Origin of the sequence: Sporosarcina contaminans, assembly GCF_042679045.1 — a bacterium.
GTDB lineage: Bacteria > Bacillota > Bacilli > Bacillales_A > Planococcaceae > Sporosarcina > Sporosarcina contaminans.
In genome coordinates this window covers 76,428-101,767 of record NZ_JBHTLT010000020.1, presented here as the reverse complement: position 1 = coordinate 101,767, position 25,340 = coordinate 76,428, and the positions used below count along the sequence as shown (strand labels likewise).

At 41.8% G+C, this 25,340-nt stretch carries 22 protein-coding genes; 18 read left to right on the top strand and 4 right to left on the bottom strand.

The window, feature by feature from the left end:
* Positions 1-30 precede the first annotated feature (30 nt).
* Positions 31-267, bottom strand: coding sequence for a DUF2627 domain-containing protein (locus tag ACFQ38_RS04535; RefSeq protein WP_336823210.1), 237 nt, complete (start codon positions 265-267; stop codon positions 31-33).
* A gap of 127 nt (positions 268-394) precedes the next feature.
* On the opposite strand from ACFQ38_RS04535, the gene ACFQ38_RS04530 reads away from it, so the two are divergent.
* The 11 genes from ACFQ38_RS04530 (at position 395) to meaB (ending at position 15,719) form a co-directional block, all read left to right on the top strand.
* The gene (locus ACFQ38_RS04530; RefSeq protein WP_381479893.1) at positions 395-2,422 is read left to right on the top strand and encodes a sigma 54-interacting transcriptional regulator; all 2,028 of its coding nucleotides are present in this window, start codon (positions 395-397) and stop codon (positions 2,420-2,422) included.
* 14 nt (positions 2,423-2,436) lie between these two features.
* Complete coding sequence (gene yqiS, locus ACFQ38_RS04525) at positions 2,437-3,351, top strand: phosphate butyryltransferase (protein ID WP_336823212.1); 915 nt, start codon at positions 2,437-2,439, stop codon at positions 3,349-3,351.
* 36 nt (positions 3,352-3,387) lie between these two features.
* Positions 3,388-4,485 (top strand): branched-chain amino acid dehydrogenase, encoded by a 1,098-nt coding sequence (gene bcd / locus ACFQ38_RS04520; RefSeq protein WP_381479892.1) that lies wholly within the window; start codon positions 3,388-3,390, stop codon positions 4,483-4,485.
* A 20-nt stretch (positions 4,486-4,505) separates the two neighbouring features.
* Positions 4,506-5,588, top strand: coding sequence for a butyrate kinase (gene buk, locus ACFQ38_RS04515; protein WP_336823214.1), 1,083 nt, complete (start codon positions 4,506-4,508; stop codon positions 5,586-5,588).
* Between the two features lie 28 nt (positions 5,589-5,616).
* Complete coding sequence (gene lpdA / locus ACFQ38_RS04510) at positions 5,617-7,044, top strand: dihydrolipoyl dehydrogenase (protein ID WP_336823215.1); 1,428 nt, start codon at positions 5,617-5,619, stop codon at positions 7,042-7,044.
* Positions 7,045-7,087: 43 nt separating this feature from the next.
* Complete coding sequence (locus ACFQ38_RS04505) at positions 7,088-8,095, top strand: thiamine pyrophosphate-dependent dehydrogenase E1 component subunit alpha (protein ID WP_336823216.1); 1,008 nt, start codon at positions 7,088-7,090, stop codon at positions 8,093-8,095.
* Positions 8,095-9,078, top strand: coding sequence for an alpha-ketoacid dehydrogenase subunit beta (locus ACFQ38_RS04500; protein ID WP_336823217.1), 984 nt, complete (start codon positions 8,095-8,097; stop codon positions 9,076-9,078). The genes ACFQ38_RS04505 and ACFQ38_RS04500 overlap by 1 nt, the downstream gene beginning before the upstream one ends.
* Before the next feature lie 223 nt (positions 9,079-9,301).
* On the top strand, positions 9,302-10,612 hold the full coding sequence (locus ACFQ38_RS04495) for a dihydrolipoamide acetyltransferase family protein (protein ID WP_336823218.1): 1,311 nt from the start codon (positions 9,302-9,304) through the stop codon (positions 10,610-10,612).
* A 220-nt stretch (positions 10,613-10,832) separates the two neighbouring features.
* Positions 10,833-12,494 (top strand): methylmalonyl-CoA mutase family protein, encoded by a 1,662-nt coding sequence (locus ACFQ38_RS04490; protein ID WP_336823219.1) that lies wholly within the window; start codon positions 10,833-10,835, stop codon positions 12,492-12,494.
* Positions 12,487-14,640, top strand: a complete 2,154-nt coding sequence (scpA, locus tag ACFQ38_RS04485) for a methylmalonyl-CoA mutase (RefSeq protein ID WP_336823220.1) — start codon at positions 12,487-12,489, stop codon at positions 14,638-14,640. The genes ACFQ38_RS04490 and scpA overlap by 8 nt, the downstream gene beginning before the upstream one ends.
* A gap of 32 nt (positions 14,641-14,672) precedes the next feature.
* Positions 14,673-15,719, top strand: a complete 1,047-nt coding sequence (gene meaB / locus ACFQ38_RS04480; protein WP_336823263.1) for a methylmalonyl Co-A mutase-associated GTPase MeaB — start codon at positions 14,673-14,675, stop codon at positions 15,717-15,719.
* A gap of 48 nt (positions 15,720-15,767) precedes the next feature.
* Here the strand turns inward: meaB and ACFQ38_RS04475 are convergent, their stop codons facing one another.
* Positions 15,768-17,216: a DUF6612 family protein gene (locus ACFQ38_RS04475; RefSeq protein WP_381479891.1), complete on the bottom strand. Its 1,449-nt coding sequence runs from the start codon at positions 17,214-17,216 to the stop codon at positions 15,768-15,770.
* Between the two features lie 219 nt (positions 17,217-17,435).
* Here ACFQ38_RS04475 and ACFQ38_RS04470 point away from each other — a divergent pair, with 219 nt between their 5' ends.
* Positions 17,436-17,876, top strand: a complete 441-nt coding sequence (locus ACFQ38_RS04470) for a BrxA/BrxB family bacilliredoxin (RefSeq protein WP_381479890.1) — start codon at positions 17,436-17,438, stop codon at positions 17,874-17,876.
* A gap of 74 nt (positions 17,877-17,950) precedes the next feature.
* Here ACFQ38_RS04470 and prli42 read toward each other — a convergent pair whose 3' ends face one another.
* A complete protein-coding gene (prli42, locus tag ACFQ38_RS04465) occupies positions 17,951-18,046 on the bottom strand; it encodes a stressosome-associated protein Prli42 (RefSeq protein WP_336823223.1) in 96 nt (31 codons plus the stop codon).
* Between the two features lie 113 nt (positions 18,047-18,159).
* Here prli42 and mce point away from each other — a divergent pair, with 113 nt between their 5' ends.
* The 6 genes from mce to rnz all read left to right on the top strand — a co-directional run bounded on the left by mce (position 18,160) and on the right by rnz (position 24,143).
* Positions 18,160-18,564 carry a methylmalonyl-CoA epimerase gene (gene mce / locus ACFQ38_RS04460; RefSeq protein ID WP_336823224.1) on the top strand — a complete coding sequence of 135 codons (405 nt, stop codon included), beginning with the start codon at positions 18,160-18,162 and terminating at the stop codon, positions 18,562-18,564.
* 1 nt (position 18,565) lies between these two features.
* Complete coding sequence (locus ACFQ38_RS04455; RefSeq protein WP_336823225.1) at positions 18,566-20,113, top strand: acyl-CoA carboxylase subunit beta; 1,548 nt, start codon at positions 18,566-18,568, stop codon at positions 20,111-20,113.
* 87 nt (positions 20,114-20,200) lie between these two features.
* Positions 20,201-21,331, top strand: coding sequence for a M20/M25/M40 family metallo-hydrolase (locus ACFQ38_RS04450; RefSeq protein WP_381479904.1), 1,131 nt, complete (start codon positions 20,201-20,203; stop codon positions 21,329-21,331).
* A 13-nt stretch (positions 21,332-21,344) separates the two neighbouring features.
* Positions 21,345-21,821: a chemotaxis protein CheW gene (locus ACFQ38_RS04445; RefSeq protein ID WP_336823227.1), complete on the top strand. Its 477-nt coding sequence runs from the start codon at positions 21,345-21,347 to the stop codon at positions 21,819-21,821.
* A gap of 183 nt (positions 21,822-22,004) precedes the next feature.
* Positions 22,005-23,195 carry a DNA polymerase IV gene (locus tag ACFQ38_RS04440; protein WP_336823228.1) on the top strand — a complete coding sequence of 397 codons (1,191 nt, stop codon included), beginning with the start codon at positions 22,005-22,007 and terminating at the stop codon, positions 23,193-23,195.
* Between the two features lie 9 nt (positions 23,196-23,204).
* Positions 23,205-24,143 carry a ribonuclease Z gene (rnz, locus tag ACFQ38_RS04435; RefSeq protein WP_381479889.1) on the top strand — a complete coding sequence of 313 codons (939 nt, stop codon included), beginning with the start codon at positions 23,205-23,207 and terminating at the stop codon, positions 24,141-24,143.
* A 45-nt stretch (positions 24,144-24,188) separates the two neighbouring features.
* On the opposite strand, the gene namA is transcribed toward rnz, so the two are convergent.
* Entirely contained in the window at positions 24,189-25,208 is a 1,020-nt protein-coding gene (namA, locus tag ACFQ38_RS04430; RefSeq protein WP_381479888.1) for an NADPH dehydrogenase NamA, read from the bottom strand.
* Positions 25,209-25,340 lie beyond the last annotated feature (132 nt).

Below are 25,340 nucleotides of genomic sequence, written 5' to 3'. Positions count from 1 at the left end.
TCGCCTGTTTTTCCTATGTCCCGCAATTCATTATTTCTCTTTGAAACGTTCTTGCACTCTACCTTTTCGACGGTCGCGCCGAAGAAGGAAGCCTGCAAAAAAAGCGATTCCGGCACTGAACATAATCAGTCCAACGATGAACTGAAGCCAGATGAACGGAAAAGGGCTAAACAAAATACCAAAAAGTGAATCCCGCATTAGCTTTATGCCGCCTGCTGTAATGAGTATCGGGATTAAAAGAACGATGAAAGCCGCCATTCGAGCCATTTATATCAATCTCCTTAACGTTTTTAATTTTACCTGCTTAACAATGATTGTCAAGAAGTGTGCAATCGTGTATGATAAATATAGATTTGCAAAAGATTGCATGTTATTTAAAGGAGAATGAATATCCTTGCAAAATGTTCTCATTGTCGGGGCAGGCTCGGGTGGAACAACGATTCTGAACCTATTTCTGAAATTGAAATCCATGAATGTCAAAGCAATTGTCGACAAGGATGAACAAGCTCCCGGTTTGCAAATTGCAAGGGAGCATGGTATTTGCACCGGTACGGATTGGAAAGCCTTTTTACGTTCAGACATTCACATTGTCTTTGATGTTACAGGAGATGACACTGTCTTTTCCAATATTATGGAGAATATTCCACCGAACACATTGCTCATTCCAGGGTCGGTAGCGAATGTCATTGTCAGCCTTTTGAAAGAGAATGGCAAATCTATGCAACGCATACAAAATGAAATAGAACGCCAACGCCTTATTTTTAATTCGGTAGACGAGGGGATGATCGGAATAGGTCCTGAAGGCAACATTGACTTTATCAATGAAAGCGCTTGCAGGATGTTGGAAGTTTCTGATAATGAAGCAATCGGGAAACTTATTACCGATGTAATCCCTCAAAGCAAGCTTGTTCGAGTACTGGAATCTGGCACAATTGAATTGAATGAAGAGCTAATTCTACCGAATGGTACAAAAGTAGTCACTTCCCGATATCCGTTGGCATCAAAAGATAATACGATTATTGGTGCGTTTGCAGTTTTTAAAGATGTTACTGAAGTGACCAAATTAGCAGAAGAAATAACCGGCTTAAAGCAAGTGAAAACGATGTTAGAAGCAATCATTCAATCAAGTGACGATGCCATTTCCGTCGTTGATGAAAATGGGATTGGTGTGCTAGTGAACAGAGCATATACGAGAATGACTGGGCTCACACAAGACGAAATCATTGGAAAACCTGCTACAGTTGACATTAATGAAGGCGAAAGCATTCATATGAAAGTGTTGGAAACGAAACAACCAGTACGCGGTGTCAATATGAAAATTGGGGAAGATAATCGAGATGTCATCGTCAATGTTGCGCCGATTATCGTCAATAATCAATTAAAAGGCAGTGTCGGTGTAATTCATGACATAACCGAAATACGTAAGCTGATGAAAGAATTGGATTGGGCAAAAGAAATAATCCGACAACTGGAAGCGACCTATACATTCGCGGATATCCACGGCAATTCCGCAGACATCCATCTATCGATAGAGCAGGCAAAATTAGCTGCTAAATCGGATATTGCAGTATTGTTGCGAGGTGAGGCCGGTACAGGAAAAGAACTGTTTGCAAACGCAATACATAGCGCAAGCGAAAGAAAATCGGGTAAATTCATTCGAGTTAATTGCGGTGCGATCGATTCTTCATTAATGGAAAAAGAACTATTTGGAGAAGGAGAAGTAACCGGTGATCGGATCGGTTTATTGAAAGAAGCAATAAACGGTACGCTCTTTTTAGATGAAGTGACAGCGCTTACAAAACCAGTGCAAATCCGACTATTTGATTATATAAACGGAGGACGCAATGCCCAATTAGAAAGTCAACGGCATGATCATGCACATGTAAAGATTATCGCGGCAACTTCTAAAAATTTAGAGAGAGCAATTCACGAAGGTTCTTTCAATGAGGAACTATACTATGCGCTAAATCGGTTGTCCATCCATATACCACCGCTGCGTAGCCGCAAATCAGACATAACGGAAATTGTCAATCATTTGCTCGTTAAGTTAAATCAGGAATTCGGCATGAATGTGGAAGCATTGTCAGCTGCTGCTAAGGAAAGACTACGCCAACATGATTGGCCAGGAAATGTCCGTGAATTAGAAAACGTTCTTAGCCGTGCGATGATCTATATGAAACCCAATTCTGTTATTATTGATGAGGAAGATATTAAACGTTCATTGCAGACAATCGGTACAAATTCAGAAGATAACGTGCTTCCCGAAAAGAGCTCGCTTACGTCCATTATGGATGATTACGAAAAATCTATATTGGAAAAAGCATTGGAAGAGCATGATGGCAATAAATCCTTAACAGCTAACCGGCTCGGCATTTCATTACGTTCCTTGTATTATAAAATGGAGAAGCACAAACTTATATAGAAGAAGGTGTTGTCATGACAACTTTGGATGAACTGATTGAAAAGTCCTCCATGAAAGATCCGCCAATCGTAGCTGTTGCGTCTGCCGCAGATCGTGAAGTGCTTGAAGCGATTGAAATAGCAGTGCAAAAAGGGATAGCACACTTTCTACTGTTCGCACAAGAGGCGGAACTACAACAACTCATAACAGAAAAGTTCCCACGACTGTTAAACCAGCACGGGGTATCCTTCCGAAACACGACAACAGTTGAGGAAGCTGCGGAGCATGCTGTCAAAGCTGTATCGACTGGAGAAGCGCATGTGTTAATGAAAGGGAATTTACCGACAGCAGTTATTTTAAAAGCGGTGTTAAATAAACAATATGGCTTGCGGACGAATAGTATCTTGTCACATGTTGCTGCTTTTGAAGTACAAGGGTACGACAAGTTGTTATTCGTAACGGATGCTGCCATGAATATTGCACCTGATCTTGAAGCGAAAGCGCAAATTATTCAAAATGCGGTTTCTGTCGCAAAGGCTTGCGGCGTAGAAATGCCAATTGTCGCTCCGCTCTGTGCAGTTGAAACAGTCAATCCGGCAATGCAGCCAACGATTGACGCTGCAGCGCTTGTCGCAATGAACAATAGGGGACAAATAAAGGATTGCATAGTTGACGGTCCATTGGCTCTTGATAATGCCATTTCTTTAGAAGCTGCTGAGCAAAAAGGGATCCGCAACGGTACGGCAGGCAAAGCAGACATTTTAGCAGTACCGAATATAGAAGCGGGCAATATTCTTTATAAATCGCTTATGTATTTCGCGGGAGCTAAAGTAGGAGCAGTAATTGCCGGTGCAAAAGCACCAATTGTGCTAACGTCTAGGGCGGATAGCGCAGAAAGCAAATTGTATTCACTCGCGGTTGCAATTCAAACAGCTTCATTATCAAAATAAAAAATAATTTGTATGAATTATAGGAGGAATAACAACATGGAAATCTTTAAATATATGGAAACTCACGATTACGAACAACTTGTCATTTGCCAAGACAAAACTTCTGGATTGAAAGCAATCATCGCAATTCACGATACGACTTTGGGCCCTGCTTTAGGTGGGACACGTATGTGGACGTATGCAAGTGAAGAAGAAGCGATTGAAGATGCTCTCCGCCTTGCGAAAGGTATGACGTACAAAAACGCAGCTGCTGGTCTAAACTTAGGGGGCGGTAAAACCGTTATTATCGGTGATCCGAAGAAAGATAAAAACGAAGAAATGTTCCGGGCGTTCGGTCGTTACATCGAAGGCTTGAACGGCAGATACATTACAGCGGAAGATGTAGGCACGACGGAAGAAGACATGGACTTAATCCACTTGGAAACAGATTATGTAACAGGCGTCTCTGCAGAATTTGGTTCTTCAGGAAATCCGTCCCCAGTAACAGCTTACGGTGTATATAAAGGCATGAAAGCAGCTGCAAAAGAAGCATTCGGTGATGATTCTTTAAAGGGCAAAACTGTTGCTGTCCAAGGAGTCGGAAATGTCGCATATACACTTTGCGAATACTTGCACGAAGAAGGCGCGAAATTGATCGTGACGGACATTAACAAAGATGCTGTTCGCCGTGCAGTAGAAGCTTTCGGAGCAATTGCAGTCGAAGCTGATGAAATTTACTCACAAGATGCAGATATTTTTGCACCATGTGCACTTGGAGCAATTATTAACGATGAAACGATTCCACAATTAAAATGCAAAGTCATTGCAGGATCTGCGAATAACCAACTAAAAGACCCTGAACACGGAGATCGCATCCATGAAATGGGCATCGTTTACGCACCTGATTATGTCATCAATTCCGGTGGTGTAATTAATGTCGCAGATGAACTAGCTGGCTACAATCGCGAGCGCGCAATGAAACGCGTAGCAGGTATTTACGACACGATCGAACAAATCTTTGCAATTTCAAAACGTGATAATATTCCTTCCTATGTTGCGGCAGACCGTCTAGCGGAAGAAAGGATTGCACGTGTAGCAAAATCAAGAGGCCAATTTTTACAAAATGAAAAAAGCGTACTTTCACGCAAAAAATAATACAGTCGGGAGGGATAATCTTGCACGATCAAATCTATAAAATTTTGATCATTAATCCAGGATCCACATCGACGAAAATTGGTGTGTTCAACAACGAAACACTCATCCTTGAAAGCACATTGAGACATTCTTCGGAGGAGCTTGCGGATTATCCCGCTGTCATTGATCAATACCACTTCAGGAAAAAGGCAATTTTATCAACGCTTGAAAAAGAAGGAATTCGGTTGGATGAATTGTCGGCTGTATGTGGTAGAGGCGGCCTTCTGCGACCGATTTCTGGCGGCACTTATGAAGTGAATGAAGCTATGTTGAAAGATTTGCGAAAAGGGTATTCAGGCCAGCATGCCTCAAACTTAGGTGGCATTATAGCAAATGAAATTGCCATTGAGTTAGGTGTAAAAGCATTCATCGTCGACCCTGTTGTCGTCGATGAATTGCAGCCGATTGCACGTATTTCTGGGTTTTCGCACATTGATCGTAAATCGATCTTTCACGCATTAAATCAAAAAGCAGTAGCAAGGCGATACGCCAAACAGATCGAAAAACGTTACGACGAATTAAGGTTGATTGTCGTGCATATGGGCGGAGGGATTACTGTAGGCTGCCATGAATACGGTAAAGTGATCGATGTGAACAATGGTTTGCATGGAGATGGCCCGTTCAGCCCTGAGCGAGCAGGAACTGTCCCAGCCGGCGATTTAATCGATTTATGCTTTTCAGGTAAATACTACCGTGATGAAATCATGTCGATGTTAGTAGGCTCTGGCGGGCTTGTCGGCTACTTAGGGACAAATGACGCAGTGAAGGTAGAAAAGAGAATTGAAAACGGCGATGAAAATGCAAAGCTATTATACGAAGCTATGGCGTACCAAGTAGCAAAAGAGATTGGCAGCGCCTCAGCTGTATTATCTGGGAAAGTCGATGCAATTCTTTTGACGGGCGGTCTTGCTTACGGAAAAGGCTTCATCGAATCAATCAAATCGAGGATTGATTGGATTGCCGATGTACATACCTATCCGGGAGAAGATGAATTGCAAGCATTATCGGAAGGCGCATTGCGTGTTTTAACCGGAGAAGAACAAGCAAAAATCTATCCGGCTTGATCGGATAGCGTGAAGGAGGCCATATAGGATGGCTCAAGAATATGATGTAGTTATTTTAGGCGGAGGTACAGGAGGTTATGTAGCTGCTATCCGTGCAGCTCAATTAGGTTTGAAAACCGCTTTGGTTGAAAAGGATGCGTTAGGTGGAACATGTCTCCATAGAGGTTGCATCCCGAGTAAAGCGCTATTAAAAAGCGCCGAAGTGTATCAACTGGCAAAAGAAAAGGCATCGTATTTCGGGGTTGAGACTTCGGGTGCTTCTTTGAATTTCGCAAGGGTGCAACAACGGAAAACAGAAATTGTCGAACAACTCCATAAAGGCGTTACAGCGCTTATGAAAAAAGGGAAAATCGACGTTTATGAAGGATTAGGGAGAATGTTAGGTCCATCGATCTTCTCACCAATGCCAGGTACCATCTCTGTTGAAATGAACAACGGAGAAGAAAATGAAATGTTAGTTTTAAAAAATCTGATCATCGCAACAGGGTCCCGTCCACGCACTTTGGAAGGACTTAAGATCGATGAACATCAAATCCTTTCATCTGACGGCGCACTTGCAATGGAACAATTACCAAAGTCAATGGTTATTGTCGGAGGCGGTGTTATCGGAATTGAATGGGCTTCGATGCTAAATGATTTTGGCGTTGAGGTGACGGTCATTGAATACGCTGACCGAATTTTGCCTACTGAAGATGCAGATGTTTCAAAGGAAATGAAAAAACTGCTTACGAAAAAAGGCATCAAATTTGCAGTCAATGCTAAAGTATTGCCTGAAACCCTAGTTAAAACAGATGAATCCGTCACGATCTCCGCTGAAATCAATGGAGAGAAGAAGGAATTCAGTGCAGAAAAAATGTTAGTGTCTGTAGGGCGACAAGCGAATACTGAAGGTATCGGGATTGAAAACACTGAAATTGAAATTGACCGCGGCTTCATTCAAACAAAGGCTACTTTCCAAACGAAAGAAAGCCATATTTATGCGATCGGTGATTGTATTGGTGGACTACAATTAGCTCATGTCGCTTCACATGAAGGGATTGCGGCTGTAGAACATATTGCAGGTATCGACCGTGAACCGATCAATTATACAAATGTATCCAGATGCATTTACTCCAGTCCTGAAGCGGCCAGTGTTGGTTTAACGGAAGCACAGGCGAAGGATAAAGGATTCAATGTAAAAGTTGGCAAGTTTCCGTTTGCAGCAATTGGCAAAGCGTTGGTGAATGGAAATTCTGATGGATTTGTTAAAATAATCGCCGACAAAGAAACAGACGATCTTTTAGGGATCCATATGATCGGCAGCCATGTAACTGATTTAATCTCAGAAGCTGGTCTTGCAATGGTCTTAGATGCAACACCTTGGGAGGTAGCGTCCACTATTCATCCGCATCCATCATTGTCTGAGGTGATAGGTGAAGCGGCACTTGCCGTTGATGGCATTGCCATTCATATGTAAGATGTTGTTGTAATTTTTAACCTATATGAAGGGGGATTAAAAAATGGCCCAAACACGTCATGAAGAACTTGGATTAACAAATGATGATGTATTGCAAATATACGAGACAATGGTCATGGCACGTCGCTTGGATGAGCGGATGTGGTTATTGAACAGAGCGGGGAAAATCCCATTTGTCATATCCTGTCAAGGGCAGGAAGCAGCTCAGGCAGGTGCTGCTTATGCACTTAATAAAGAGAAGGATTGGATTGCCCCTTACTACCGCGATATGGGTGTTGTATTGCATTTTGGCATGACACCGAAAGAATTGATGCTATCCGCATTCGCAAAAGCGGAAGATCCGAACTCTGGTGGCCGTCAAATGCCAGGGCATTTCGGACAGCGTAAAAATCGTATTTTGACAGGCTCTTCACCGGTAACAACTCAATTACCGCACGCAGTTGGTGTAGCATTGGCTGCAAAAATGAAAAAAGAGGATTTCATCACTTTTGTAACTTTAGGGGAAGGCTCTTCAAACCAAGGAGATTTCCATGAAGGGATGAACTTTGCAGGCGTTCATAAATTGCCTACTGTTGTCATGGTTGAAAACAATAAATATGCCATTTCAGTCCCTCTTGAAAAACAATTGGCATGTGAACATGTTTCAGAGCGCGCTGTTGGATATGGTATGCCTGGTGTAACAGTGGATGGAACAGATCCACTTGAAGTTTATAAAGTCGTTAAAGAGGCAGCTGATCGTGCGCGCAGCGGCGAAGGCCCGAGCTTAGTAGAAGCAGTTTGCTATCGGCTGACCGCACACTCGTCTGACGATGACCATCGTTTATACCGTGATGCAGAAGAGCTTGAACAAGAAAGAAAATTAGACCCGATTCCTAAATTTGCCGCATATTTAAAAGAAGTCGGCGTTTTAAGCGACGAATCGGAAAAAGAAATGGATGATCGCATTATGGCGATCGTCAATGAAGCGACAGAATATGCGGAACAAGCACCGTATGCTGAACCGGAATACGCGCTTCGCCATGTCTATAAAGAGGAAGAGGTGGGCGAATAATGGCTGTTATGTCCTATATCGATGCGATTACATTAGCTATGAAAGAAGAAATGGAACGTGATGAAAACGTATTCGTCTTAGGGGAGGACGTTGGTCGAAAAGGCGGTGTCTTCAAGGCGACAACCGGATTATACGACCAGTTTGGGGAGTATCGCGCACTTGATACGCCACTTGCAGAATCAGCGATTGCCGGTGTTGGAATTGGCGCAGCCATGTACGGCATGCGTCCGATCGCAGAAATGCAATTTGCAGATTTCATCATGCCTGCTGTCAACCAAATTGTTTCTGAAGCGGCAAAAATCCGCTATCGTTCGAACAATGACTGGTCATGCCCAATTGTCATTCGTGCACCATTCGGAGGCGGAATCCACGGAGCGCTTTACCATTCACAATCAGTTGAATCAATGTTCGCAAGCACCCCTGGATTAAAAATTATCATCCCATCTACACCATATGATGCTAAAGGGTTATTGAAAGCGGCAATTCGTGATGATGATCCGGTGTTATTTTTTGAACACAAACGTGCATACCGTCTCATTAAAGGTGAAGTGCCTGAAGATGATTACGTATTGCCGATCGGAAAAGCGGATGTGAAACGTGAAGGAGACGATATTACGATCATTACCTATGGTTTATGTGTCCATTTCGCATTGCAAGCGGCAGAGAGACTTGCTGAAGACGGAATTTCAGCTCACGTTTTAGACTTGCGAACGGTTTATCCGTTAGATAAAGAGGCAATCGTTGAAGCCGCATCCAAAACAGGAAAAGTATTGCTTGTGACGGAGGACAACTTAGAAGGAAGCATCATGAGCGAAGTGTCTGCCATCATTGCCGAGCATTGCCTGTTTGAATTAGATGCACCGATTAAGCGGTTGGCAGGACCAGATGTTCCTGCAATGCCTTACGCACCGACAATGGAGAAATTTTTCATGGTCAATCCGGAAAAAGTTGAAAAGGCTGCAAGGGAGCTCGCAGAATTTTAATGCGTCAAGCGAAGGGATTGTCCCATGGCAATATGACAATTTGTTTGGCTGGAAAGCCCTCTAACAACCAATCGCCTAAGATTACGGAGATAGGGTATGCTAAATCATTATGATGCATAGGCGATGGTTCGCTTCCGATGCAAAACCTGTAGGACATACATCAATTCAAAATCTGGACGCAATTATGCTAAGGCATAATTGATTCGGAGAGGTGGTAAAGAGAATGGCAATTGAAAATATTGAAATGCCCAAATTAGGGGAAAGTGTCACCGAAGGAACGATCGAGAAATGGCTCGTTAAAGTAGGGGATACTGTAAATAAGTACGATCCTTTAGCAGAAGTGAATACAGATAAAGTGACTGCTGAAATTCCATCGTCCTTTTCAGGAAAAATTACTGAGATCATCGTAAATGAAGGCGAAACGGTCGAAGTAGGCGTCATCGTTTGCAAAATCGAAGTAGAGGGTGGAGCAGCTTCGGCTGAGCAGGCAGAAGCATCGCCAGTGAAAGACGAACCGGCTAACGAGATGCCTGCCGCTGGATCTCAAAAACCTGCTTCTCCACTTAAAAAACAAAATGGCGGTGCTCGCTATTCACCTGCAGTTATGCGTTTGGCTCAAGAACATGGCATTGATTTGGCGTTAGTATCAGGTTCAGGACGTGATGGAAGGATTACTCGCAAGGATTTGATGTCAATTATTGAAAGCGGTACTATTCCGACAGCTGCTGAACAGCCAAAACAAGCGGTATCAGCTCCGAAGCAATCGGTTGAAACAGCGCCGAAAGCTGCGCCAACGCACAAATCCGAACCGGTACATGTTGAGTCGGCAGCTGGTGATATCGAGATTCCGGTAACGGGCGTCCGTCGTGCAATTGCGAATAATATGCTTAAATCTAAACATGAAGCACCGCACGCATGGACAATGATTGAAGTCGATGTTACAAACATGGTGCAATATCGTGATTCATTGAAAAATGAGTTCAAACAAAAAGAAGGCTTCAATTTAACTTATTTTGCTTTCTTTGTAAAAGCTGTTGCACAAGCATTGAAAGAATTCCCTATGATGAATTCAATGTGGGCTGGAGATAAAATCATCCAAAAGAAAGACATTAACATTTCAATTGCAGTCGCAACAGAAGATGCTCTTTTCGTACCAGTCATTAAACATGCCGATGAAAAAACGATTAAAGGGATCGCTCGTGAAATTAATGAATTGGCTGCAAAAGTACGTTCAGGCAAGTTGAAGTCGGATGAAATGGCAGGCGGCACTTTCACTGTCAATAACACCGGATCATTCGGTTCAGTGCAATCAATGGGTATTATCAATTACCCACAAGCTGCTATTTTGCAAGTCGAGTCAATCGTCAAACGCCCTGTCATAATGCAAGGCGGAATGATTGCTGCACGCGATATGGTTAATCTTTGCTTATCTCTTGATCATCGCGTATTGGACGGCTTAGTTGCCGGTCGCTTCCTATCGCGCGTCAAAGAAATCTTAGAACAGACAACCGCTGAAAACACATCTGTTTATTAATGAAAAAAGCAGCCTTTTGCATAGTGGCTGCTTTCTTTCATTTACGAAGCACAAGCTCTTTTATTCATTAGTCATACTTATTTTCACTTTCAATCAAATGCATGTTTCGATACACTAATTATATAAACAATTGCATTTTTACATAAATACGTTTCATTTCGATCATATCGTAGTAATTTTACATTTTCTGAAAGGGGCATGGCAAATGGGAGTGGGTAAAATGAAACAAATTACGTTTGAAAAATCAGATTATGAACAATGGAAAGAGTTGGCTGTTCAATCTCTTAAAGGAAAGCCGTTTGATACATTAATTACCACAACAATAGAAGACATTGATATACAGCCGCTTTATATAGAAGGAGGAAATGCAAACTTCTCTTCAATTATTCGGGAGCAAAAAACTAATGCGGGATGGACGATAGCGCAGGGGACATATGCGTCGAACGGCGCCGAATGGGTGTTTAAAGTTCAAGAAAGCATTGAAAAAGGAAACGAAGCAATCGTTTATGATGGATGGAAACAGATGGAGTGGGATGAGACATCTTTGGAAAAGGCATCCGAGCTATTTACAAAATATCCAATTCATTTCATCAATATTAGAAAAGACGATCCAATTCTGCACGTGTTTAATCGTATCCCTGAAATGAATCGTAAAAGTGTAAATGGTTTCATTCAAACGGAACAATGGAATTACGCAGATAAATTTCCTAATCTTCGGAAGGCTGGCGCTGATCTATGGGACATACACCATGAAGGGGCAGATGCGGTGACAGAACTTTCAATTGCTTTGGCAAAAGCGGCACACCTATCAAATGATGCAGAGTCATTTGAAATGTTTGCGGCCAATTTTTATGTCCGATTTGCAATTGATACCCATTTCTTCATGGAAATTGCGAAGCTTCGTGCGTTCCGTGTTCTTTTCCATGCATTTGCGGAAGCATATGGAGTAAAGAACTACCCTCCTGTACAAATTGCAGCAGTAACTTCATTGCGATCATTCTCCAAGCTCGATCCGTACAACAACTTACTGCGTGCAGGCAATGAAGCATTTGCAGCCGTATTAGGCGGCGCGGATATAATTACCGTTCATCCTCATGACGTGTTAACTGGCCCGACAAACAGTTCAATCCGCTATAGCCGCAATATTCAACTAATATTGAAAGAAGAAACGCATGTCGGCAAAGTTGCGGATCCGGCAGGCGGTTCCTATTTTATCGAACAGCTTACGAAAGAGTTAGTTGAAAAAGCATGGGAGCTATTTATTGACATTGAACAGAACGGCGGCTTAAATGCTTTCATTGCAAGCGGTCGATTGGCTGAACAGATGGACAAACGCAAGGCGGAAACAGCAACTGCGAAAAAAGCTTTGATTGGCATAAATGTATATGCGGATTCGGTTGCGGAAATTGCTGAAGATTGGAGCGGCATAAAAGCATTTGAACGCATTGCATCACCATTTGAAATGCTGCACAAACAGACAGCATACGACCAGCCTAAAACAGTCTTGTTAAATTTCGGCACGTTGAAAGATTATAAACCTCGTGCTGATTACGTTACGGGGTTCTTGTCAACGGGAGGCATACAATGCGAATGGAGTCCGTCATTTGTGAACGCTGCTGAAGCAATTGATTGGATTCATGGAAAACAGGTCGATTATGCAATTATATGTGCAAAAGATGACATTGCCCAAACCGTTGTAAATGATTTTTTAAATAGACTGCCTGAAGAAATGATAGTAGATGTCGCAGGGAAATTTGACAACAATGTAACAAATAGCTGGACGGCAAAAGGATTAAACGGATTCATATACAAAGGTCAAAATATCCTCAATAAAATTGAAAGCATTTTGAATAAGTGGAAAGGGGAAGCAGATCATGAATAAACCGGACTTCAGCAAAATCAACTTTGATAAATTGAAGACGACTAAGCAGCCCGAGAAAAATGTGCAACCTTTTCTTACAAATGAAGGTATTGAACTAAAAGCTGCTTATACGGAAAAGGATCGAGAACAGCTTTCTCACCTCGATGATATGCCCGGGATTGAGCCATATACAAGAGGACCATACCCGACAATGTACGTGACGCGCCCTTGGACCGTACGACAATATGCTGGATTTTCTACTGCAGAAGAAAGTAACGCCTTTTATCGCAGAAACTTGTCAATGGGGCAGAAAGGACTCTCTGTCGCTTTTGATTTAGCGACACATCGTGGTTATGATTCCGATCATCCGAGAGTGACTGGGGATGTCGGTAAAGCAGGCGTTGCTATCGATTCGGTTGAAGATATGAAAATTTTGTTTGATGGCATTCCGCTTGATCAAATGTCTGTTTCGATGACAATGAACGGTGCTGTTCTTCCGATTATGGCGTTTTATATTATAGCTGCAGAAGAACAAGGAGTATCACCTGAACAGTTATCAGGTACGATACAGAATGATATATTAAAAGAATATATGGTAAGGAATACGTATATTTTTCCGCCTGAAATGTCCATGCGGATTATTGCAGATATTTTTGAGTACACATCAAACAATATGCCGAAGTTCAATTCAATTTCCATATCGGGCTACCATATGCAAGAAGCCGGAGCTACAGCAGATATCGAATTGGCTTATACATTGGCAGATGGGCTTGAATATGTACGGACCGGTTTAAAAGCGGGTATTGATATCGATTCATTTGCACCTCGACTATCTTTCTTTTGGGCGATCGGAATGAATTATTTCATGGAAATCGCGAAGATGCGTGCAGCTCGCAAAATTTGGGCTCAAATGATGCAAGCATTCGAACCGAAAAACCCGAAGTCGTTAGCGCTTAGAACGCATTCACAAACATCGGGCTGGAGCTTGACAGAGCAAGATCCATTTAACAATGTAACGCGCACGTTAATCGAGGCAAATGCTGCGGCGATGGGACATACACAGTCATTGCACACAAATGCGCTTGACGAAGCAATTGCACTTCCAACAGACTTCTCGGCAAAAATTGCAAGAAATACACAATTGTTTTTGCAAGAAGAGACGATGATGACAAAAACGATTGACCCTTGGGGAGGCTCCTACTATGTTGAGAAGCTGACTGCACAATTGACTGAAAAAGCGTGGGCATTAATTGAAGAAGTCGAAGAATTGGGAGGCATGGCCAAAGCAATCGAAACCGGATTGCCGAAAATGAAAATTGAGGAAGCAGCCGCTAAACGGCAAGCAAAAATTGATTCGAAATCAGAAACAATTGTCGGTGTCAATCAATATCGGTTGGATCGAGAAGAACCGATTGACATTTTAGATATTGATAATACTGTTGTTAGGCAAAAACAGATTGAGCGCATAAATGAAATGAAATCAAAGCGCGATGAGAAAGAAGTGGAAAAAACATTACAAGCAATTACTACAGCTGCCAAATCGGGGAATGGTAATTTGCTTGCGCTTTCCATTGATGCTGCAAGGGCAAGGGCAACAATCGGAGAAATTTCCGATGCCATTGAAAAAGTATCAGGAAGACATAAAGCAGTCATTCGTTCTGTTAGCGGAGTTTATAGCTCAAATTTCTCAAATGCAGAAGAGATCGAAGTAGTTAAACAAATGGCTGAGGAGTTTCAGGAAAATGAAGGTCGCCGGCCACGTATTATGATTGCGAAAATGGGTCAAGACGGACATGACCGAGGTGCGAAGGTGATCGCTTCATCATTCGCGGATCTTGGTTTCGACGTAGATATAGGACCGCTTTTCCAAACACCTGAGGAAACCGCTTTACAAGCCGCGGAAAATGACGTACATGTCATTGGGGTAAGCTCTTTAGCAGCTGGCCATAAAACGTTAGTTCCAGCATTGCGAGATGAGTTGAAGAAAATTGGAAGGGAAGATATTTTAATTGTCGTTGGCGGCGTCATTCCCGCACAGGATTATGAATTTTTGCGTGCGAACGGTGCTTCTTCCATCTTCGGACCTGGAACGGTTATTCCAGTTGCTGCACAAAAAGTGATTGAGGATATTTATGTGTCATTAGGTTACGAGGAAGTGATCGAGTGAATAAAAAAGATCGTTTTCAAAACGACAGTGCAATGAGTGTTAAAGATGGCATTGAATCAATCCACGATGGCATGACCTTTTCCCGTCGTAAACGATTTGTGAAAAAGGTGAAAGACAATCAGATTGATCGTTTATATGAAGAAATTTCGAATGGATCACGCCTTCACTTATCGAAAGCGATCACTTTACTGGAAAGTACGTCGGATGCAGATAAAGCTGCGGGCCAGCAATTGCTTCAAAAACTTCTTCCCAAAACAGGAAATAGCATTCGCATTGGAATAACGGGTGTTCCTGGTGCTGGGAAAAGTACTTTCATAGAGGCGTTTGGTTTGAAATTGGCAGAGGCGGGCCATAAAGTTGCGGTATTGGCGATCGATCCAAGTTCAACGATTACGGGAGGAAGCATTTTAGGGGATAAGACAAGAATGGAAGTATTAGCAAGGCATCCAAATGCTTTTATCCGACCATCCCCTTCCTCAGGTACGTTAGGCGGCGTGCATAAAAAAACTCGGGAAACAATGTTGCTCTGCGAGGCGGCAGGCTTTGACATTTTGCTTATCGAAACAGTAGGTGTCGGGCAAAGCGAAACAGTCGTCAGAGGTATGGTTGATATGTTTTTACTATTAGTGCTGACCGGAGCAGGGGATGAGTTGCAAGGCATGAAAAAAGGAATTATGGAATTAGCAGACGCTATTATCGTCCACAAAGCCGATGGAGACAATTTGAAATTGGCGAAAAAGACCGTTAAAGAGTTTAAACAATTGCTTCATTTCTTGCAACCGGCGACGATTGGATGGACATCGACTGTAATGCCGGTTTCCTCTTTGGAACGTACTGGGCTGGATACTGTTTGGGAAACGATCCTTTCATTTCAACGGAAAATGACTGAAAGCGGAGTTTGGGAGCAAAGGAGACGGTCACAGACGACTGATTGGTTCCATTCAATGATACGCGACCGATTAATTGATTCTTTCTTTGCTGATCAAAGAAAGAAAGAGCAAGTCAAGACTCTTGAAAAGCAATTGAATGAGGGCAATGTAACAGTAGCAAATGCAGTTGAAAAATTGTTCAATTCATAAAAAAACGCTGTTTCACAGTGCGCAAGCACGTGTGAAACAGCATTTTTATTAAGCAGCTTCTTGTTCGAATTCCGCTTCTAAAGCTTCCAAATACTCTTCAAAGTCTATAGCGCTATTAATGACCTCTGCAGGAATTTTGATTTCTTTTACTTGATTGTAATCGCTGAACGTTCCTTCGATTACTTGTTTAAGAGTTATCGTTTCACCGTCGACTGTGATTGTCATTTGTGTATTTCCTGTAGTGGAAATCGGGAAGAATGTATCTTTATCGATCGTAGTGACGATAAAGAAATTTTCGATATTGAACTGAATCATATCAAGAATTGATTCTAAATCGATTTCTTCTTCAATGATGACATCCTCTTCAGTTGCCTCATCAGTGACATCCTCTTCAGTTGCTTCTTCAGATGTGTTCTCTTCAACCGCTTCTGATGCATCTTCTGACTCATCCGCGACAGCTTGTTCAGCTTGTTCATCTTCTTCAACAGCTTCTACTTTTTCATCTTCAAGCACAACTTCTGCAGCTTCTTCTGTAGCTTCTTCAGAAGTTCCTTCTGTCGTCTCAACAGAAATCATGTCAGCAGGCAGCATATCTGAAATCAATGACATTGCTTCCTTCATAATTTCGCTGAACTCATCGTTTGAAATCGTTTGTGTCATGACGTACACATCATCATATTCAAAAACATGGATGCCTTTCATTGTTGCTTTTAAAAGCTCCATTTGTGCCGTCGGATCGATTTGCATTAGAGATTCATCAAATAGCATTTCCGTCATTTCTGAAGGATATTTTACCCATTGGTCACCATCATTTTGGAAATAGCCTTCTTCTGTTAGATAAGTTTCTGAATTTATAGCTTCATCTAACTCATCTGCTTTCATAGAAAGGCTTTGCTTCATGTGCAATGCATTCGGTTTATCCGTCATTTTCATGTCCATATCCATTTTCATCGTTATTGGACCTTCTTCAAAACCGGACATTTCTTGGTCGATTTTCATTTTAGCCGAAAAACTATTTAAATCAGCTGCGGCAGTTTTTTCCAAGAATGCTTCAACATCTTGAACACGGTTTGTTGTTACATTAACAGATTGCTCATCTTCAGAAACTGTCACTTCAAATTCTTCTAATGATGATAAGAATTCACCAGATACATAGTTTCCGTAGTTTTTCAAAGTTAGTGGGAATGGAGTATCCGCTTTTTCACCGTTTACTGAAATAACTCCATTTGCAGCATCGAATTCTACTGTTACGTAAGAGTTCGTTGCACTAACTTTACCGGCTGCATCTTTTGAAACTAAAAATCCAGCTTCACTAAATAGATTTTCTACCGGAATTAGCACGTCACCGTGTGACATGAAAGGTTGTTCATAGCCTTCCACTTCCGTGCCGTCTATGAATAGTTTCATAGAATCAGTTTTGGCAAATGTTGTACCGCTTGGCCATACGAATGACAGAGCGAACACGAATGCCAATGCCCATGTTGCAAATTTTTTCAACTGCAAAACCCCCTAAAAAATTTTTGAATCTACCCGCAAATAGTGCGAGCATACAAACATACGAAAGAAATTGGAAAAGGTTTCATCTTTCAAGGAAATTTTATAAAATTTTTTTCGTATTTGGAGAATTTCTTATAAGTTTAGATTGGGAAACGCACCTTTTGCAACTGTCTGTAGCAACTGATATGATGGAATTATAAATGGAAAGGGGCCAATAGCATGACGATGGATTTCAATTTTTATATGGAAGATATTACGAAGACAGCGCGTTCAGAAATGGAAGCAAGTGGATATGAACAATTAACAACACCTGAAGCTGTAGATGAAGCTTTTAAACGTTCAGGAACGACATTGGTCATGATTAATTCGGTTTGTGGTTGTGCAGGAGGAATTGCACGGCCAGCAGCGGCTCATGCCATTCATTACGATAAAAGACCAGATCATTTAGTGACCGTTTTTGCGGGTCAGGATAGAGAAGCGACTGCGCAAGCACGGATGCATTTCGGAGAAGATCATTTGCCTTCATCCCCATCATTTGCTTTATTGAAAGATGGCAAGCTTGTCGCTGAAGTTGGCCGCTATGAAATTGAAGGACATGATCCGATGTCAGTTGTAGTCAACTTGCAAAGCAAATTTGAGGAGTTTTGTGAAGAAGTATAAAAGTGATCTCAACATAGGGATTGCTTCCCTGTTCAAAAAGAAAAAACAGTCCAACCTGGGACTGTTTTTTCTTTTTAAAACAAGACGCTAAGGCCAATCATGATACTGGATACGACCATTGCTGCAACCATTAAATAAACAACGACTTTTTGGAATTTTTTATTGCTCATCAGGCAGATCTCCTTACCTTACTAGATATATCTATTTTAACAGAAACAATGAATTTCTCAAGGTGTAGCGGATTTGTAGTGAAACCGTTACAATAGGAGAAAGGGGGAGAAAGATGAAAAAGATCGATCATATCGGCATCGCTGTCAAGAACATCGATTCTGCACTCGCATATTACATAAATACACTTGGGCTCAAATTATTGGGGATTGAAGAAGTTAAGAGCCAACATGTAAAGGTAGCTTTCATCGATGCGGGAAATATTAAAATTGAATTATTGGAACCTCTTGGATCAGAAGGGGCAGTTGCAAAATATATAGAAAAACGTGGAGAAGGAATTCACCATGTTGCTTTCGGTGTATCCAATATCCGCAATCGGATGGAAGAACTGAAAAAGAATGGCGTCCAACTTTTGCAAGAAGAGCCAAAACTGGGAGCTGGAGGAGCCGAAGTGGCATTTCTCCATCCGAAATCATCTTTCGGAGTGCTCTATGAACTATGCGACAAAGGGGATGTTTAATTTGGATATTTACGACAAAATCAATGAGTTATATGATAAAAAAAGAGAAATAGAATTAGGCGGTGGAGATGAGCGCATTAGTAGGCAGCATGAGAAAGGAAAGTTAACAGCCCGAGAAAGAATCGATTTACTAGTCGATGAAGGCTCGTTCGTAGAGTTAAATCCTTTCGTCGTTCATCGTACGCGCGACTTTGGCATGGACAAGCAAATTGGACCTGGCGATGGTGTAGTCACTGGCTACGGAAAAATTGATGGGCGTCCAGTTTACTTATTTTCGCAGGATTTCACAGTATTTGGCGGAGCATTAGGTGAAATGCATGCAATGAAAATTGCGAATGTCATGGATCTTGCAGCTAAAAATGGAGCGCCATTTATCGGTTTGAACGATTCAGGAGGCGCACGCATCCAGGAAGGCGTCGTTTCTTTGGATGGATATGGAGAAATCTTTTACAGAAATGCAATCTACTCTGGCGTCATTCCACAAATTTCCGTCATATTAGGACCATGTGCTGGTGGTGCGGTTTATTCACCAGCAATTACTGATTTCGTTTTCATGACAGATGAGACGAGCCAAATGTTCATTACGGGGCCAAAAGTGATCGAGACTGTAACTGGAGAGAAAATTTCATCTGAAGATTTAGGTGGTTCAAAAGTACATAATCGTATAAGCGGCAATGCACATTTTCGAGGAAAAGATGAAGAGACCGTTTTAGAGCAAGTGCGTCAGCTACTGACCTATTTACCACAAAACAGTAAAGAAAAGGCACCGATCCTCGCAGTTGATCGAGAAGACGATTACCGTCCCGATCTAACAGACATCGTACCATTTGAAACGATCCGCCCGTACGATGTTCGAAAAGTAATTGAGCAAGTAGTTGATGAACACTCATTTATGGAAGTACAAGCAGAATTCGCAAAAAACGCAGTCGTTGGGTTTGCACGCATGAACGGGGAATCGGTCGGCTTAATTTGCAACCAGCCTAAAGTGATGGCTGGCGGCCTTGATATTGATTCATCCGATAAAATTGGACGTTTCATCCGTACTTGTGATGCTTTCAATATTCCGTTAATCACTTTCGAAGACGTAACCGGTTTTTTCCCTGGCGTAAAGCAAGAACATGGAGGCATTATCCGCCACGGTGCGAAAATCCTCTATGCTTACTCAGAAGCGACTGTTCCTAAAATTACGGTTATATTGAGAAAGGCCTTCGGAGGTGCATACGTTGCTCTTAACTCAAAAGCGATCGGTGCAGATATCGTTTATGCATGGCCGAATGCTGAAATCGCAGTAATGGGTGCGGAAGGGGCTGCGAACATTATCTTTTCCCGGGAAATCGCACAAAGCGACAATCCGGAGAAAACGCGGTCGGAAAAAATCGAAGAATATCGCACGAAATTTTCAAATCCTTATGTAGCAGCATCACACGGTATGGTAGATGATGTAATTGATCCGCGAGAAACACGAATAAAACTATTGCAAGCGTTGGAAATGATGAGAAATAAAGAGGAAACACGGCCACATAAAAAGCATGGAAATATTCCGCTTTAATTACGTATGTATCGAGTAAGTTGTAAACAAGTCGGTTTATTACAGATCGTAAACCGCAATGATAGATTGAAATTCATTTTGGAAGGAATGGTTGAATTGAATGAAGACCGATTGCTCGAAGAATTTTTTGAACTAGTGAAAATTGATTCTGAAACAATACATGAAGATGGAATTGTAGATGTTTTAAAGGAAAAGATGGAGGCGTTAGGCTTTTCAGTTTTCGAAGATGATACAAAAGAGATAACAGGCCATGGAGCAGGCAACTTGATTGCAACAAAAAAAGGAACGATCAAGGATGCTGATCCGATATACTTTACATGCCATATGGATACAGTTGTTCCTGGAAGAGGCATTCAACCAGAAATTCGGGAAGATGGCTATATTTATTCGGATGGCACGACGATTTTAGGAGCGGATGATAAAGCAGGCATCGCTGCTCTATTTGAAATGGCGAAAGTCATTAATGAAAAAGGCATTGAGCATGGGGATATTCAATTCATCATTACTGCAGGGGAAGAAAGCGGATTAGTCGGAGCGAAAGCGATGGACGCTTCACATATCCAAGCGAAATATGGCTATGCAGTGGATAGTGATGGAAAAGTAGGAGGCATTGTAACTTCAGCACCATATCAAGCAAAGCTTTGGACGACTATCCACGGCAAGACTGCACACGCCGGAGTTGCTCCTGAAAAAGGTGTTTCCGCCATCAATATTGCGGCGAAATCCATTTCTGCAATGACATTAGGCAGAATTGACAGCGAAACTACAGCGAACATAGGACGTTTTGAAGGTGGTCAAGCTACAAATATCGTATGCGATGAGGTCCATATTTTATCTGAAGCTCGTTCGATTAACCGTGATAAATTGGATAAGCAAATTAACCATATGGTTGAAACATTTTCAACTACAGCGGAATCTATGGGCGGTAAAGCGGAGACAGAAGTGAAGCTTATGTATCCGGGATTCAGTTTTGGCGAGGAGGCCGAAGTCGTGCAAACCGCGATGCACGCTATCCGCAACGTTGGCAGAGAGCCCGAGTTGATGACGAGCGGTGGTGGAAGTGACGGCAATGTCTTTAACGGTGCAGGCATTCCAACTGTTACCCTTTCCGTCGGTTATGAGGAAATTCATACAAAAAATGAACGTATGCCTGTAGAAGAGCTTACTAAATTGACCGAACTTTTAATTGAGATTGTCAAAGTTGTCGCAAAGAAATGAAGGAGGTTTTGACATGAGTGATATAAAAGCGGTAATTGTTCAATGTGGGTCCGAGGAATATGCGTTGGAAGTAGAAAAAGTCGTTTCGATTGAAAAGCTGGAGAAAATTAATCCAATACCGCATCTTCCCGAATATATGTTAGGTCTTATGAAAATAAGAGGAGAACTAGTGCCGGTGCTTGATTTCCAGCAAATTCTATATAGTAATACCATTCGGGAAAAGGAAAATGCTAAAGTAGTTGTCGTTCAAACTGAAAGTCTTCATATCGGCTTATTAGTATTGGATGCTAAGGAAATAATCGATATACCTGAAAGCAAATTGACTTCGTCAGGCTTGATGGCGTATTCAAAAACTCCATATTTTACTACAATTGCCAATTTAGAAGAACGGATGATTACAGTAGTGAACCCCGAAATTCTTTCACAGACATTAACAGGGATGGATGCAATTAGCGAATACGTCAAAGAGCAAGAAATGGTAGAGCAATAATTTATCTTTTTTCGTTGAGGACTTCTGCATGATAAATAGGGGACCATGCAATTTTCAGTTACCGAGGATCGATTTCTGATCAGTTTCATGAGATGCCATAACGCAGTATTCAAGCGTTAATACAAGCTGTGACGGATGGTAGAGAACCATCCGTCTTTCAACGTATCGGGAGGAGAGGTAGAATTGTTAGATAAAACAGAAAAAACAGCCAAAGTCATTTTGCATCTTGATATGAACAGTTTTTTCGCATCAGTCGAACAATCCTATAATCCTTCATTAAAAGGAATCCCGATGGCAGTTGCAGGAAATCCAAAAGAAAGGCGCGGAATACTTGTCACATGTTCATATGAAGCAAGAGCTTTAGGCATATACACGACAATGACTGTTGGCGAAGCGAAGCGCATTTGCCCAGAAATCGTAATTGTTCCGCCGGATCGCGAAAAATATCGAATTGCATCAGATGCGGTATTTTCCATTTTACGAACATATACTGAGCTCGTTGAACCTGTATCGATAGATGAAGCGTATATTGATATAACGGACATAGGCGGTTTAACGAATGCGGTAGGAATTGCAGAACAAATGCAACAGCGCATTTTACGCGAATTGGATTTGCCTTGTTCCATCGGTATAGCGCCCAATAAATTTTTAGCGAAAACAGCTTCGGATATGAAAAAACCGTTAGGCATTACAATATTGAGGAAGCGGCAAATCCCTGATCTAATTTGGCCTCTTCCTGTTATCGAGATGCATGGGGTTGGACAAAGCACGGAAAAAAGGCTTCATGAAATTGGTATTTTCACGATTGGAGAGCTCGCCAATGCAGATGAGGCAAAGATAAAGATTGCGCTTGGAAAAAATGGATTGCGCCTTAGACAGCGTGCTAACGGCATTGATACAAGACCCGTTGATCCAGATGCTGCCGATGAAAGAAAGAGCGTTGGCAGTTCTACGACATTGCCAATAGATGAGACGGAGTTAAATGGTTGCCTGGAAGTATTTCGACAACTTTCTAAAAGCGTTGCGAAAAGGCTAAACCGCCGTCAATTAGCAGGCACTTCCGTCATGATTCAAATAAGAACATCTGATTGGAGAAATCAGACGAGAAGCAGGACTGTTTTAAATCCACTCTACAAGGAAACAGATATTTATAAAGAAGCTGCACAGTTGTTTAAATTGCACTGGGATGGAGAGCCTGTCAGACTGTTAGGCATTACAGTCTCAAATTTAATTTCAACAGCAAATTTGTACGAGCAACTTTCTATTGATACATTTGAAAAGTATGCTGCAGATGAAAAAATGGAGAAAATAGTGAAGCAATTAGAACAGCGCTTCGGTCCGAATTCAATTTTTAGAGGCATGAAAGAAAGGTAGGCATCAATCATGGAAATAGTTTTTTTAGGTACAGGAGCAGGAATGCCTTCCAAACAGAGGAACACCTCCTCATTAGTACTCAATTTATCGGCCGAGGAAGGAGGCTATTGGCTTTTCGACTGTGGGGAAGCAACTCAGCATCAGCTATTGCACACAACAATAAAGCCTCGAAAGATTAATAAAATTTTTATCACTCATCTTCACGGTGACCATATTTTCGGTCTGCCGGGTTTTTTAGGATCCCGATCCTTTTTAGGTGGGGACGAGCCGCTGACAATTTATGGACCGAAAGGAATCGAAGAATGGATCATTACTTCATTGAAACTTTCCAAAACGCATTTAACGTATACTTTGCACTTCGTTGAATTAAAGGAAGGTTTCCTTTTTGAAGATGAGCATTTTAAAGTAGAAACGAAAGAGTTGCAGCATGTCATTTCTTGTTTTGGTTTTCGCATTGAACAAAAACCGTTAAAAGGTAAGCTGTTAATTGAAAAAGCAATAGAAGCTGGTGTTCCAAAAGGTCCGCTTTTACAAAAACTAAAAGACGGACATGATATTGTATTGGATAATGGAAAAACGGTTTATAGCAAGGACGTAACTGGAGAGCCGCAAACAGGATTTACTGTAGCCATTTTAGGCGACACCCGTTTTTGTGAGGCTGCTGTTGAGTTGTCGAAGGAAGCGGATGTCGTCATCCATGAAGCCACTTTCGATTTAGAAACGGGGGACTTGGCAAAAGAATACGGTCATTCGACGATTGGTGATGCTGCAAATGTCGCAAAAAAAGCAGGCGCTCATTCGCTTATCGCTAACCATATTAGCGCTCGTTTCTTGCCTTATCATATCGCTCACTTAGAACAGTCGGGACGAGAGATTTTTCAAAACCTCCACATAGCAGAGGATTTCTCACATTTTGAATGGAAAGACGACAAATTAATAAAAAAATAAAACTGCCGCTTATAAAATAATAGCGGCAGTTTTGGGTTCGACATACTAAAATGTCCAGCCTCGATCATACTGTTTCGGCGAATCGATGCTCACTCCTAATTCTTTCGCAGCATCGTAAGGCCAGTATGGATGACGCAGCAATTCCCGCGCAAGCAAAACGAGGTCAGCCCGACCGTTTTTCAATATTTCTTCAGCTTGAATTCCTGTAGTGATCAATCCGACAGCGCCAGTAGGAATAGCTGCTTCATGCCGAATCAATTCTGCAAAAGGCACTTGGTAGCCAGGAAATGCATCAATTTTTGCGGGTACTACAGCACCAGAGCTAACATCTATAAGATCAACGCCTTGCGTCTTCATCCATCTTACCAATTCAACGTACAAAGATGGGGTCATTCCACCGTCAGCGTAATCTTCTGCTGAAATACGGACAAAAAGGGGACCGTTCCAAACCGACCTAACTGCGTCAATGATTTTACGCAAAATTCTATAACGATTTTCTGCCGGTCCACCGTACTCGTCCGTCCTTTTATTCGATAAAGGAGATAAGAATTCATTGATCAGATAACCGTGAGCCGCATGCAATTCCAAAATATCAAACCCGGCATTCTTTGCACGAACAGCTGCATTTTTGAATGCTTCTACCGTTTTCTTAATATCATCCAACGTCATTTCAACGGGTGTCTTATATTGGTCATTAAAAGGAATGGCACTTGGTGCATAAATATTGCCTTCAACCGTTGCTTTCCGTCCCGCATGGGCAAGCTGAATCGCGGTTTTTGCATCGTTCTTTTTCATTAAACGGACAACTTCCGATAAACCTTCCACATGATCATCGCTCCAAATTCCGAGATCCTGGGAAGATATTCTACCTTCAGGCAATACTGCAGTTGCTTCGACAATAATTAACCCTACTTGACCGACAGCCCGTGTTGCATAATGCACCTTATGCCAGTCTTCAACTTTTCCATCTTCATTATAGCTGGAATACATGCACATCGGCGCCATTACAATTCTATTTTTTAATTTTACATCTCGAATTGTATAAGGTGAAAATAACATGGACATTTAAAAATCCTCCAATCAGTTGCTAATCGCATTTGTTTTACTCAACTTTACTTACTGCCTCATAAATACGGATAATACAGTCCATTTAGTCATGGATTCGTTGGGAGAGCTAAAGCATAAGCAAATTATTAG

Bases quoted from the DNA above. Each gene is read 5' to 3' on its own strand.
- ACFQ38_RS04535 (WP_336823210.1), bottom strand. From the start codon at position 267: ATGGCTCGAATGGCGGCTTTCATCGTTCTTTTAATCCCGATACTCATT.
- yqiS (WP_336823212.1), top strand. From the start codon at position 2,437: ATGACAACTTTGGATGAACTGATTGAAAAGTCCTCCATGAAAGATCCG.
- bcd (WP_381479892.1), top strand. From the start codon at position 3,388: ATGGAAATCTTTAAATATATGGAAACTCACGATTACGAACAACTTGTC.
- lpdA (WP_336823215.1), top strand. From the start codon at position 5,617: ATGGCTCAAGAATATGATGTAGTTATTTTAGGCGGAGGTACAGGAGGT.
- ACFQ38_RS04505 (WP_336823216.1), top strand. From the start codon at position 7,088: ATGGCCCAAACACGTCATGAAGAACTTGGATTAACAAATGATGATGTA.
- ACFQ38_RS04500 (WP_336823217.1), top strand. From the start codon at position 8,095: ATGGCTGTTATGTCCTATATCGATGCGATTACATTAGCTATGAAAGAA.
- ACFQ38_RS04495 (WP_336823218.1), top strand. From the start codon at position 9,302: ATGGCAATTGAAAATATTGAAATGCCCAAATTAGGGGAAAGTGTCACC.
- ACFQ38_RS04490 (WP_336823219.1), top strand. From the start codon at position 10,833: ATGAAACAAATTACGTTTGAAAAATCAGATTATGAACAATGGAAAGAG.
- scpA (WP_336823220.1), top strand. From the start codon at position 12,487: ATGAATAAACCGGACTTCAGCAAAATCAACTTTGATAAATTGAAGACG.
- meaB (WP_336823263.1), top strand. From the start codon at position 14,673: ATGAGTGTTAAAGATGGCATTGAATCAATCCACGATGGCATGACCTTT.
- ACFQ38_RS04470 (WP_381479890.1), top strand. From the start codon at position 17,436: ATGACGATGGATTTCAATTTTTATATGGAAGATATTACGAAGACAGCG.
- prli42 (WP_336823223.1), bottom strand. From the start codon at position 18,046: ATGAGCAATAAAAAATTCCAAAAAGTCGTTGTTTATTTAATGGTTGCA.
- mce (WP_336823224.1), top strand. From the start codon at position 18,160: ATGAAAAAGATCGATCATATCGGCATCGCTGTCAAGAACATCGATTCT.
- ACFQ38_RS04450 (WP_381479904.1), top strand. From the start codon at position 20,201: ATGGTTGAATTGAATGAAGACCGATTGCTCGAAGAATTTTTTGAACTA.
- ACFQ38_RS04445 (WP_336823227.1), top strand. From the start codon at position 21,345: ATGAGTGATATAAAAGCGGTAATTGTTCAATGTGGGTCCGAGGAATAT.
- rnz (WP_381479889.1), top strand. From the start codon at position 23,205: ATGGAAATAGTTTTTTTAGGTACAGGAGCAGGAATGCCTTCCAAACAG.
- namA (WP_381479888.1), bottom strand. From the start codon at position 25,208: ATGTCCATGTTATTTTCACCTTATACAATTCGAGATGTAAAATTAAAA.